This window comes from Peribacillus sp. TH27, assembly GCF_016650915.1.
Taxonomy (GTDB): Bacteria; Bacillota; Bacilli; order Bacillales; family DSM-1321; genus Peribacillus; species Peribacillus butanolivorans.
Map to the genome: position 1 here is coordinate 4,044,663 of NZ_JAEKEV010000002.1, position 11,543 is coordinate 4,056,205.

Genomic DNA, 11,543 nt, shown 5'->3' on the forward strand with positions numbered 1-11,543 from the left:
TTTATCTTTGTTTACAAAGAAAAGACAATCTTGGGTAGAATTTATATTCTATTTAAGATTGTCTTTTTTTACATTTATATTATTAAGAAAGGCAACTTTAACCATATAAAAAACGGAGGTTTAATTGATGAAAAAAATAATTAGCTCATTTATGATGTTATCGGTTTTTGCAATAGTTTTAGCTGCATGCTCTTCAAATGAAAATACTTCTGATGGGAAAAAGCCAACAAAATTAGTCATTTCAACTTGGGGATTTGCTGAGGATTTCTTTCGACCTGAAGTTTACGAACCATTTGAAAAGGAGCACAATGTTGAAATTGTAATAGATTCAGGAAACAATGCAGATCGATTGAACAAAGTGCGTCAAGAAAACACCGATGTGGATGTTATCTATCTATCCGACTACTATGCACAACAGGGAATCGATGATGGTTTGTTTGAAAAAATTGATCATAGCAAGATTTCGAATATTGATAAAATTTATGACAAAGCAAAAGCTCCAAATGGCGATGAGTATGGACCAGCCTATACAATTGCGCAATTTGGAATTGCGTATAACCCTGATGAAGTGAGTAAACCAATTTCCTCTTGGAAAGATCTTTGGAGTAAGGATTTAGGTGAAATTACAATTCCATCAATTACTTCAACAACTGGACCAATGTTTTTAGATGCTGCTTCAAAAGTCAGTGGAAGTAATGAGTTTAATGAAGATAAAGCCTTTGGTCAAATGAAAAAAGTATTGCCAAATGTTGTTAAAGAATATGGACAAACATCTGAGTTTGTCAACATGTTCTCGCAAGGAGAAATTGCTGCAGGTCCAATAATGGAAATGTACTTTGGCGATTTACAGGAAGCCGTTCCTAATGCTAAGTTCGTTTCCCCTAAAGAAGGCGGATACGCAGTCATGAATACGATGAATATCGTAAAAGGAAGCGATCAAAAAGAATTATCTGAAGAATTTATTAATTACATCTTAAGTAATGAAGTTCAGGAAAAATCTGCGAAAGCGAAGATCGACTCTCCAGTTAACACAGAAGTTAAGCTATCTAAAACAGAAGCAAAAGGCTTAACGTATGGAGAAGATGTTGTTAACAGATTATTTGTACTAGATATGAAGGTTGTTAATGAAAACTCTAAACAATGGATTGATCGTTGGAATCGTGAACTTGCACACTAAGAAAAAGAGGTTTGATCGATGAAAAAAAAATTGATTCTCGATGTGGATACAGGAATAGATGATGCAATCGGGATCATTCTTGCTGTTAAAAGCCGTCAATTTGACATATTAGGCATTACAACAGTAAACGGGAATGTATCACTTGATACTGCCACACGGAATACATGCAAAATACTAGATCTGTTGGGTGAACAAGAAATTTCAGTCATTAAGGGGGCAGATACTCCAATTATCAGGAATTCCTTTTTTGAACATCGAGTTCATGGGGAAGACGGTCTTGGAGGTGCCTTAAAGAATGTTGAAGTTAACAAGCAGCCTGATGATGGCTTTGCTTCTGACTTTATTATTAATTCCATTTTAAATTTCACTAATGAAGTAACACTTGTCATGACGGGACCTCTTACAAATTTGGCCCTGGCAGTTAAAAAATGTCCGCAAATTACCAAGCTTGTGAAAGAAGTTATCTTTATGGGAGGAGTTGTACAAGGGGTTGGCAATGTCACACCAACCTCGGAGTATAACACGTTTGTCGACCCTGAGGCAGCCAAAATTGTATTACAAGCGGGGTTCGAATCTATTACACAAGTTGGTCTTGATGTCACGAGAAAGGTTCTTCTAACAGAAGAGCATATACAATTGATTCAAAACAGTACACTTGCTGACTATATAAGAGACAGTACGTCTGAATATCGGAAAAGGTATTTTGAACGTAATAATATTTGGGCGTGTGCTATGCATGATCCATTAGCTGTAGGTATTGCTTTGCAAAAAGATCTTGTCACTAGTGAAGAATACTATGTGGATGTAGAAACAAGAAGTGAGATTTGTGACGGGCAGATGGTTTGCGACTTTCAAAACCGGCTGATGAAGCCAGCAAATGCAAATGTTTGTCTAGACGTCAATGCGGAGGCGTTTTTCAACCTGTTTATTCGCATAATCAATTCATAAATAATATGAACAGGGGGTTACGAGGTGAAAAAACGTTATCTATACCTGTTGCTGTTGCCAGGTGTTCTTTTTTTAACGATTTTTATGATTGTTCCAATCTTCTTAACGATTGGTACGACATTTTTTAATGAAAGTGGCTTTACTATCCAAGGGTACCTCGATTTTTTCAAAGATCGATACTTCATTGAAATTCTGCTCACGACACTTAGAGTGAGTCTGTTCACGACTATTATTTGTATTCTGTTAGGATTTCCAGCAGCTTATTATATTTCTAAGCTAGGAAAAAGAACAAAGGCTATCATGCTATTGTTGACAATTTTCCCACTATTAACAAGTCCGGTTGTTCGATCATTTAGCTGGATGGTGATTATCGGTAAAAACGGCGTAATAAATAAATTGCTGCTGAGTATAGGCTTGATCGACAAACCACTCGACATCTTGTACACGCCAACGGCTATTATTATCGGATTAGTCCATTTATTTTTGCCATTGATTATTGTAACACTGGTAGGAGTGATGGAAAATATCGAAACTGATCTATTAAAAGCAGCGGAGAGTTTAGGTGCTTCAAGATTGGCGGTATTTTCAAAAGTGATTATTCCGCTTTCAGTTCCAGGTTTGGTCATTGGTAGTATTCTAGTTTTTGTAGGGAGCTTTACTGCGTATACAACGCCAGCATTACTTGGTGGAAAACAGCGTGTTATTTCGACGTTTCTTTATCAAAATGCCATTACATTGAATGAATGGCAAGTGGCATCAATTGTCGCTACGATAATGATCGCAGTAACTGTTCTTATCATATCAATAATGAATGGTTTGGCTAAAAAATTAAATCCGAAGGGGTAGAGGTGTATGCAGGAAAAAAATCGAGGATTGGCCCTGTTTACCTTCCTGGTGTTTCTCTTTTTACTAGGGCCTTTACTTATCATATCCGTTACGTCATTTGAAGGCGGCAATATTTTAAAATTCCCGCCAGAAGAATTTTCTTTAAGATGGTATGAAAATATTTTTAATGTGGAAATGTTTTTAATTTCGTTTAAAACGTCCATTCTAGTTTCACTTGCAGGCAACCTTTTGGCTCTTTTACTAGGAGTGCCAGCTGCCTATGCATTAAGCCGATTTGATTTTAGAGGGAAAACAATCATAAATGCATTTTTTGTTTCTCCTATATTAGTTCCGGGAATTGTGCTGGGCTTTGCGTTTTTACGATACATTGTGGGGACGTATCAGCTACCGATTTATGCGGCACTGTTTGTTGGACATACAGTCATAATGCTTCCTTTCATTATACGTGTGATTTCTTCAAGCTTATCAAATTTTGACTTTTCAATTGAAGAAGCGGCTGAGAGTCTAGGAGCGAGTAAGGTGGGTACCTTTTTTACAGTGGTCCTCCCGAATATAAAATCAGGAATCTTAGCAGCTGTCATGATTGCCTTTTTAGAATCCTTCAATAATGTAGACATTTCAGTGTATATGACAGGTCCTGGGGTAAGCACGTTTCCGATTCAGATGCTGACATATGTAGAGAACTACTTTGATCCTACCATTTCAGCTATTTCGGTATTACTCATGATCATTACGGCTTTCTTCATGTTTATAGTTGAACGGCTAATGGGCTTGTCCTATTTCACAAAACGATAAGGAGGTAATAATGGATGGCTTTATTTACATTACAAGATATTTCTGTAGCTTATAATAAACAAAATATTTTAAAAGACTTCAATCTTGAGATTGAAAAAGGAAAGCTAGTTTCTCTTCTTGGCCCTAGCGGCTGTGGAAAAACAACAACTTTGCGTTTAATTGCTGGATTTTTACAGGCAAACGAAGGGAAGTTTTTATTTAAAGATAAGGATTATACGAAAGTACCTGTTAACAAGCGGAACTTTGGCTTTGTGTTTCAAAACTATGCATTATTTCCGCATTTGTCCATTTTCGATAATATTGCATTCGGTCTTCGGCTTAGAAAGATTTCTAAAAGTGAAATTGAAAAGCGTGTTATGAATGTGCTAGAAATTGTTAATCTAAAAGGATTTGAAAAGAGATATCCACAAGAGCTTTCTGGAGGACAAAAGCAGCGAGTTGCGATTGCAAGGGCACTCGTCATTGAACCTGATATCCTATTATTTGACGAGCCTTTGAGTAATCTTGATGCAAATTTGAGGGTGAATATGAGAGTTGAGATTCGCCGTATCCAACAAGAGCTGGGGATTACAACGGTGTATGTTTCGCATGATCAGGAAGAATGTTTCTCCATCTCTGATCAGGTAGCGATTATGAATAAAGGTGTCATTGAGCAGCTCAGCGATCCTGCGTCTATCTACAAATATCCTGAAACCAAATTTGTCGCTGACTTTATCGGTTTTAAAAACTTCATTGATTTTGATAAGCGCGTGGATCACGAGGATAAAATTGAACTTAGTAAGTCGGGTTATGTCTTTGTGATACAAAAGGACGCACAAATGACCAATTTATCTGGAAAAATAGGGGCTATCAGACCGGACGATCTTTTAATTCGGGCAAAAGATATCTCTGAAGTTATTTCGGAAAATAGTATATCTGGCCGAGTTAAAGTTAGCACGTATCTGGGAAGAAGCTTTCAATATGTTGTTGAAACTCCAATAGGAGATTTCACTGTGAACAAGGAAATGACAGAATCTTATCGTGCTGGTCAGGAAATTGTCCTTGAAATTCCGAGAAACCAGATGGTGCTTGTTGATTAGCTTAGGAGGGTAAGTTATGCAAATAGATATGCTGGTAAGAGATATCTACGTTTTTAACAGCTATTTTAAAAGATTTATTAAAGGAAATGCAGCTATCAAAGACGGGAAGTTTTATTATATTGGAGATCGGGAAATAGATACCTTCCAGCCGGATCAGATTATTGATGGGCATGGTAAGTATATGGTTCCAGGTCTGATTGATATCCATTTACACATTGAAAGTACGATGGTAACGCCGTCCACGTTTTCCTACGGGTTAATCAAGAATGGCGTGACAACGATCGTGCCGGAACCACATGAAATGGCCAATATATTCGGAATTTCAGGTGTTAAGGAAATGATTAAAGCGAGTAAAGATTGCGTAGCAGATATGTTTTATGCAATCCCGAGTTCTGTTCCTGCGACGTCGATGGAAACAACAGGCGGTTCTATTGAAATTAGCGACATAGATGAATTGATCCAAACAGAAGACATTAAATGTCTGGGTGAAATCATGAACTACTATGAGATTATTTCCGACCCGGATTGTAAAACGAATCAGATTTTGTCTCATATCCGTTCTCGTTATCCCGATTTAATAATAGAGGGGCATGTTCCAAAACTGCTCGATTTAGACTTACAAAAGATAGCATATGCCGGAGTAAATTCAGATCACACCCACCAAACAGTGGAAGGAATGGATGCTAGGATTGCTGCTGGAATGTTTCTTGAGATTCAAGAAAAATCAATGACTAAAGAAGTTATCGATTACTTAAAGGAAAAACAAGTAGATGAACATTTCTGCTTTGTCACCGATGATGTTATGACTGACTCTCTTCAAAAAATAGGACATCTCAATGTCCTATTAAAGAAAGCGATACAAATGGGCTTGTCCCCGGAAAAAGCTATTTATGCGTGCACTTACACACCTGCACAGCGGATGAGAATGTATGACCGGGGTACCATTGCACCAGGGAAAGTGGCTGATTTTCTGCTTGTATCAAACTTGGAAACCTTTGACATTGAACAGGTATACAAAAAAGGTGAGCTTGTTTATGAATCTTCACAGCCATATGTGCAGGTAGTAAAGGAGAGACAATTCCCTGAAGCGTTTTATCAAAGTGTGAAGCTTGAAGCACTTACAGAAGACGATTTTGATGTCCCACTTTCACACAAGCATGACCGCTGCAAATGCCGCATTATAAACGTGCAGAATGGTTCAACTTTTACAAGTGAGACACATGATATGCTTGATATAAGAGATGGTAAGTTATGCTGGGAAGAAAGCTCTTACGGTTTAATCGCAACATTTGAACGATACGGAAAAAACGGTAATCGTGCGCATGGGTTAATCACAGGGGATGTTTTAAAGCGGGGAGCAGTCGCCACCACCTATTCCCATGATAACCATAATCTATTGGTGATTGGTCGCAATAAGCAGGATATGCTGATTGCCGCAAACGAAGTAATAAGGAAGCAAGGCGGAGTCTGTTGCGTAGAAGATGGTAAAGTCCTTTCCATGATTCCTCTCCCGGTAGGAGGAATTCTTTCGGAAGAGCCATTAGACATTGTATCGGAACAGGTTCAGCATCTAACTAATGCTCTTAAGTCGTTAGGATATGAACATTACAATGTAATTATGTCATTGAGCACTTTATCGCTTCCTGTCAGCCCGGCTCTAAAAATAACTGACCATGGATTAATCAACGTAAATGAAGGGAAAATTGTCCCTCTTATAGTAAGTGATGAGGATTAGTTTAGTATATAAATCCTTTCTACATTAAATCAGGGAAAAAACTGATACCAAAAACCATGTAAAGTGGGGTTGGCTCAGTTTTTTCTCTTTTTAATCCAGTATTGTATTTTTGATAATTTTTGCACTGCATCAGTTTTTTGGCCTGAATATTTGGCTTTCCTATCCAGCTGCCAATTTAAGCTGATAAATATTTTATCTGAATGGTTATTGAATTTCATTGACTCTTTTTTACTGATATGGTATAATTTTTCCAATCTAAGAAAAGGTGTGGTGTTTTATGTCGGGAGTAGGTATCAACTAATTTAGTTGAATAAGGTTTTTTAATCACTGGTTTATCAGTGCATTAAGTGTGCCTTTTTTTACAGTGTAAATATGCACTGTAAATACCTACCTTAAGACTGCTTCCTTTTCCATAATCGTGTAACATAAAGGTGTTACGACGAAAAGCATGGTGGGATTTGTCCTGCCATGCTTTTTCGTTGTAAGTAGGTCTATTTGACCTGCCGATTTTGTTATCGATAAAGGTCCTTATTATCTATAAGGCCGATGCCCGCAGGAGCTTTCTACTCAAATGAATGGCTGTCAATGCAGCCTGTTCATTTGTAAAGGTAGGAGGACTTTTGCGGGCATTTTTTTGGAATCAAGGATTTTTAATCTCTCACTCATTCAAGGAGGCAATCATAATGAATAAGATGACATATGAAAAATTACAATATATAGAACTGAAAGAAATGGTAAAAAAACATTGCATAAGTGGTTTAGGAAAAGCGTTGTTGGATCGGCTTCAGCCAAGTACTCAGTTGAATGTGGTTAAAATTCGTTTAAACGAGACGACTGAGGCGAGGAATTTACTGAATGCTGAAAACCATATTCCCTTAAAAGGCATATCTAATGTTGGATACCAAATTGAAAAGCTAGAAAAAGGAATGATTTTAGAACCATCAGAGTTAGTTGCAATAGCAGATTTTTTAAGAGGCTGCAGGAATATTAAGAAATTTATGAAAGATAAAGAATTCTTCGCACCCACATTGCATGCCTATGCTCACTCCATGACTGAATTCAGGAGTATTGAAGAAGATATTCAATTCGTTATAAAAGGAAATATGGTTGTTTCCGAAGCGAGTAAGGATTTGAAGCGCATTCGAAACCAAATAGTTAAGACAGAAAGTAAAATAGAGGAACGCTTAAATAAATTTTTAAAGAGTGGGGCGAACAAAGAGTTCATTCAGGAGTTTTTTATCAGTAAAAAAGATGATCGCTTTACGATCCCGATTAAAGCTTCTTATAAAAATCAAGTGGCTGGAACAATCGTGGAAGTATCATCTAAAGGGGCAACAGTGTTCATTGAACCAGCATCTGTGACCAAATTAAATGTAGAATTAGCAAGTTTAAAAGCTGAAGAATCGATGGAAGTGTATCAACTTTTAGCAACTCTAACCGGCACGATTTACGAGGAACTGAAACCAATAAAAATAAATATAGAACTAATCAGTCAATACGACATGATTTTCGCAAAAGCAAAGTTCAGTAAAAGCATGGATGCCATTGAACCGAAAATAAATAATCATGGTTATATTCAGTTAAAAGGTTGTAAACATCCTCTTTTACCCCAAAATAGCGTACCTTTGGATTTTGAGATTGGTAAGGACTATCGCAGCTTGATTATTACAGGTCCTAATGCCGGCGGTAAAACAGTGGTCCTGAAAACAATCGGTATCCTTACATTGGCTGTTATGTCAGGGCTTCATGTTGCAGGAAACGTGGGGACGGAACTTGCAGTCTTTGATCAAGTATTTGTCGATATCGGCGATAATCAAAGTATTGAAAATGCACTCAGTACTTTTTCATCACATATGAAAAACATCTCAGAAATCATGGGAGCATTAACCAATAATTCATTGCTGTTATTCGATGAAATAGGGAGCGGGACGGAACCGAATGAAGGCGCAGCTCTAGCTATTGCAATACTCGAGGAATTTTATCAAATGGGCTGCATAACAGTTGCAACAACCCATTATGGTGAAATTAAACGCTATTCGGAAATACACAGTGATTTTATGAATGCTGCCATGCAGTTCAATAGTGAAACACTAGAGCCAAAGTATAAGCTTTTGATCGGTCAATCCGGGGAAAGTAACGCCCTTTGGATAGCAAAAAAAATGGATGTGCGCGAAAAGGTTTTGCAAAAGGCAACGCTTTATATCGAGAATAAAGACTATGACTTGAACCGTATCCAAGAAGGTAAAATCAAAAAACCGAAAGTAGCGGCAGTTCCAAAGGAAGCATTGTATGAATTTGAAGTTGGAGACAAGGTAAAGTTAACTGAACTGAATGGTTATGGCATTGTATATAAAAAAATGGATTCTTACAATAATGTAGTTGTGCTTTTCGAAGATACATTCATAGAGGTTCACGTTAATAGAATGGAGCTTGAAATAAAAGCCAGCGATTTATATCCTGAAGGCTATGACCTGAATTCTTTATTTGTCAGTTACAAAGAAAGGAAATTGAAGCGGGACCTTGAAAGAGGATCCAAAAAGGCGTTGAAGAATGTAGCAGCGGATATACGGAAGAAACTTGGTGAATAGTACGGTCATGAGACAGTAGATAAACCATTTTATATCAAACCAAAGTGCAAAAAAGCCTCTAAATGATAGGCTTTTTTGCATATTATTCGTGTACTTTTGCTTACAGGCACTGCCAAAAGTCTATTTTTGATTATTACTGATTTCTTTTACACTATCATTATATAGATTAATTAATTCTGCATTTTGCTTATTCATTTTTTTCACATTCTTATTAATCGTTGCCAATTCCCATAGTACAGCTAATCCAAAGATTATCATAAGCGATAAGTAATCCATTGTTGTCCTCCCAATTGATGTTTTGTACCTTTATAATTAAGCGATTCTTTTTACTTTCCTTGGATTCAATTCTTCAACTTGGGAAGGCAAGTTTTTTCTTTGATAATAATTGTTTTGAATCAATGCATATATCACTAAAAAAGTTCCCAGTAATTCGAATGATGTAAGTGATCCCCCTTGGATAAAAACAATGACTAACGTGGTTATCGGAACTACATTGATAAATAGAATTCCATTAATGGGAGTTAAAAGTTTAATACCTAAATTCCAGCTTAATAGTGCTATGGCACCGGGGAAAATAATCATAAAAATCATCTCACCATAAATGGATTCAATAACCTCTGCTGTAGGGACGGACAGGCCCAGTACAGTTGCAAAGAATGTTATGATTCCTGATACAGATGTTCCTAAAATGCACGTTAAAGTCGAATAGCGGAGTGTTGACCATCCACTAAACTGGTTGCCGCCCATCGTATATATAACCCATCCTATAACCCCAATAAGAATGAAAAGGATAGGAATGATGCTGTCTTTCAATAAAAATAGGAATGATAAGTTTCCATTGGTAATAACAAGAATGGCCCCTATTAAGGCAAGGAGCATACTGGCGATGGTATATTTCATGGGTCTTGCATTTTTGAAAACCCACATTATCATAATTGAAATCATAGGCATTAATGATTCCATGATGGAAGCAACAATTACCCCGTTATGGCCCAGTAAGTCTTGACCTGAGAAAATGAGAAAATTGTATACTGTAAACGCCATCGTTCCAAAAAACAATAAATTCTTTCCTTTACCTTCCAAGCAAAAAGACTTCTTTCCCTCTTTAATTAAAAGCAATATCCCTAAAATTATGCTAACAGCTAAATATCGCAGAAAAGAGAAATAAATAGGATCAATATATCTTAGTGCCCTTTCTGCAACTGGAAACATGGCTCCCCAAGAAATACTGGCTGTCAAACATAAAAGTGCACCGATTAAAACTTGATTTTTCTTCATTAAAAGCTTCCCCTCAAAAAAATAATGATTGATTAAATTCCTATACACACCTTATGATAAAGTCATTATCATGTAAAATGACTTAAAATGAATATAACCATCATTATTAATGATATTTTGGAAAGGGGGGTCACTTATATGGAAATGAGGGATTTGCAAATATTCCAGTGTGTCGCTAAATATGGAAGCATAAGTAAGGCAGCTGTTGAGTTAAATTACGTCCAATCCAATGTAACGGCGAGGATTAAGCATCTGGAGCATGAGTTACGGACGCCTTTATTCAATAGGCATAAACGTGGTATGTCTTTAACTGCAGAGGCACGAAAAATGCTGGAGTATGTAAACAAGATTTTGCTTGATATGGAAGAACTCAAGCAAGTATTCCTGGATAGTGAAACACCTACAGGGATATTGAACATCGGTACAGTTGAAACGGTCAGCGGTCTTCCTAAGATTCTAGCCTCTTATCATAAACAGTATCCAAATGTCGATTTATCCATAAAGGCTGGGTTAACAGAGGATTTAATTAAAGATGTTATTGATCATAGGCTAGATGGCGCATTTGTTACAGGACCGATTAAACATCCACTCATTCAGCAATACGATGTGTGTACAGAAAAACTTGTTTTAGTTACAAGAAATGAAACATTAAACCTTGAAGAATTTTTAACAGAACCAATTTTAGTATTCAGTCAGGGGTGTGGATATCGCTCTAAACTAGAACAATGGTTGAAAGAAGAAGAAGTGATGCCTAAAAGGATTATGGAGTTCAATGTATTAGAGACCATCTTAACCAGCGTAACACTCGGCCTTGGCATAACCCTCGTACCACAATCAGCGGTAAATCACCTTGCAGCCAATGAAAATGTGCATGTTCATGCAATTCCAGAAGAGTACGGCAATATTTCGACTGTCTTCATTCACCGTAAAGATGCTTATTTGACAAACTCCATGCAAAGCTTCTTACAAACAATTGAAGCTCATCATGAATGTACGGTTAAACAGATTTAATCAAAAGCTTGGAACCATTCCTGAGCCAATATGAAATCATATCTCTTTACATAGAATGATTAAGGATCGCTGAAACTTGGGCCTGT

10 protein-coding genes are annotated in these 11,543 nt (G+C 37.0%); 8 read left to right on the forward strand and 2 right to left on the reverse strand.

Annotation, left to right across the window (positions count from 1 at the left end; translation table 11 throughout):
- The first annotated feature begins 127 nt into the window (after nucleotides 1-127).
- From JFU24_RS20900 to JFU24_RS20930, 7 genes are all read left to right on the forward strand, one after another.
- A complete protein-coding gene (locus tag JFU24_RS20900; protein WP_201250392.1) occupies nucleotides 128-1,177 on the forward strand; it encodes an ABC transporter substrate-binding protein in 1,050 nt (349 codons plus the stop codon).
- A gap of 18 nt (nucleotides 1,178-1,195) precedes the next feature.
- Nucleotides 1,196-2,125: a nucleoside hydrolase gene (locus JFU24_RS20905; protein ID WP_201186704.1), complete on the forward strand. Its 930-nt coding sequence runs from the start codon at nucleotides 1,196-1,198 to the stop codon at nucleotides 2,123-2,125.
- A gap of 24 nt (nucleotides 2,126-2,149) precedes the next feature.
- Complete coding sequence (locus JFU24_RS20910; RefSeq protein ID WP_056520065.1) at nucleotides 2,150-2,971, forward strand: ABC transporter permease; 822 nt, start codon at nucleotides 2,150-2,152, stop codon at nucleotides 2,969-2,971.
- 6 nt (nucleotides 2,972-2,977) lie between these two features.
- Complete coding sequence (locus tag JFU24_RS20915; RefSeq protein ID WP_201186702.1) at nucleotides 2,978-3,766, forward strand: ABC transporter permease; 789 nt, start codon at nucleotides 2,978-2,980, stop codon at nucleotides 3,764-3,766.
- Between the two features lie 14 nt (nucleotides 3,767-3,780).
- Nucleotides 3,781-4,845 carry an ABC transporter ATP-binding protein gene (locus JFU24_RS20920; protein ID WP_201250393.1) on the forward strand — a complete coding sequence of 355 codons (1,065 nt, stop codon included), beginning with the start codon at nucleotides 3,781-3,783 and terminating at the stop codon, nucleotides 4,843-4,845.
- Nucleotides 4,846-4,861: 16 nt separating this feature from the next.
- On the forward strand, nucleotides 4,862-6,580 hold the full coding sequence (locus JFU24_RS20925; protein ID WP_201250394.1) for an adenine deaminase C-terminal domain-containing protein: 1,719 nt from the start codon (nucleotides 4,862-4,864) through the stop codon (nucleotides 6,578-6,580).
- A gap of 683 nt (nucleotides 6,581-7,263) precedes the next feature.
- On the forward strand, nucleotides 7,264-9,168 hold the full coding sequence (locus JFU24_RS20930) for an endonuclease MutS2 (protein ID WP_201250395.1): 1,905 nt from the start codon (nucleotides 7,264-7,266) through the stop codon (nucleotides 9,166-9,168).
- 120 nt (nucleotides 9,169-9,288) lie between these two features.
- Here the strand turns inward: JFU24_RS20930 and JFU24_RS20935 are convergent, their stop codons facing one another.
- Both JFU24_RS20935 and JFU24_RS20940 read right to left on the reverse strand, forming a co-directional pair.
- Nucleotides 9,289-9,444: a YrzO family protein gene (locus tag JFU24_RS20935; RefSeq protein ID WP_201250396.1), complete on the reverse strand. Its 156-nt coding sequence runs from the start codon at nucleotides 9,442-9,444 to the stop codon at nucleotides 9,289-9,291.
- 36 nt (nucleotides 9,445-9,480) lie between these two features.
- Nucleotides 9,481-10,446 (reverse strand): DMT family transporter, encoded by a 966-nt coding sequence (locus tag JFU24_RS20940; RefSeq protein ID WP_201186693.1) that lies wholly within the window; start codon nucleotides 10,444-10,446, stop codon nucleotides 9,481-9,483.
- A 138-nt stretch (nucleotides 10,447-10,584) separates the two neighbouring features.
- Here JFU24_RS20940 and JFU24_RS20945 point away from each other — a divergent pair, with 138 nt between their 5' ends.
- Entirely contained in the window at nucleotides 10,585-11,457 is an 873-nt protein-coding gene (locus tag JFU24_RS20945; protein WP_056520050.1) for a LysR family transcriptional regulator, read from the forward strand.
- Nucleotides 11,458-11,543: the final 86 nt, after the last annotated feature.